The sequence below is a fragment of the Lactobacillus psittaci DSM 15354 genome (assembly GCF_000425905.1).
Classification (GTDB): domain Bacteria; phylum Bacillota; class Bacilli; order Lactobacillales; family Lactobacillaceae; genus Lactobacillus; species Lactobacillus psittaci.
Map to the genome: position 1 here is coordinate 1 of NZ_AUEI01000026.1, position 1,059 is coordinate 1,059.

Consider the following 1,059-nt stretch of genomic DNA (forward strand, 5'->3'; position numbering starts at 1 on the left):
GGTTACTTTAACTTTACCTGCTTGACTACCAGCTTCTTTTGTACTTGGTTTAGTTACCCAAACTACAGTGGCATCACTTGGAATAGTATCTTTGTTTAATGCCTTAGCAGCATCATCATCTGAAATTGTATCCCCAACCATGTAAGAAAGTGGAGTTTGGGCTGTTTTGACATTTGGACCATCAACGTCTTTGGTTGATGCGACTTTATATGGAACATCAATATCTTGGTTAGTTTCACCCCAAGCAATATGAACCTTAGCTGTCTTTTCACCATATGCTGATGTATCTGGCTTAGTTACCCAAGTTACTGTTGCATCACTTGGTACGTTATCTAATACATCTTTTGCATCAGTAGGAACAGTTGCACCTTTGGTATATAGAAGGTTATCTTTTGCCTTAACAAAGGTAATAGATTGGAATGTTGCGGAAAGAGTATCACCTGTTAAAGCAGTTATATCAAAATAACTCTCTCCTGAAAATGTTGCTCTCTTCGCTGCAATATATGGGTCCTTGGTAAAATCTAAATTATTCAAATCAATACTTGAAACAGTATGGTTATCGGCAATATCACTTACAGGAAGGGAATAATCCTTAGCCGATTTAATAATTGGAATATAATGCTGATCTAATAACGTTTTGATTTCTGGGATATCATTTAAATCAATTGCAGGAACTGTTGTTGAAGGTGTTCTATGTTCTGCACCGGAACCATCTTTAGCATCTAATATACCGTAATCGGTATCGTGATATTCCATGTTATTGAAGTAAATATCTCTGGTAACCTCATCTCTATAGTAGTCAACTGTGTAATTTGAATTTGATAAAATGGAATAATCCCCAGCTGGGAACTGATAAGAAACTGTTGACCCTGGTAAAAAGACCATTATATATCTGTGATGGCCATCGATATTTCTATCAAGATGGCTAGCTGTAATTTCTTCATCAGATAGTTTAACCAGCTTATGTTCAATTGTTACCTTGCCCAAGTCCTTCACTGTACCATCGCTACTTAAAGTTACGGTGTCTGGTAAAGTTTGATTTGGTGCTAATTGCCAGCC

Annotated in this window: 1 protein-coding gene; it reads right to left on the bottom strand. The window is 36.8% G+C overall.

Annotated elements, in window-relative coordinates; all coding sequences use genetic code 11:
- Window positions 1-1,059, bottom strand: a 1,059-nt coding sequence (locus tag H628_RS07710) for a Rib/alpha-like domain-containing protein (protein ID WP_034538309.1), incomplete at both ends; no start/stop codon positions are given.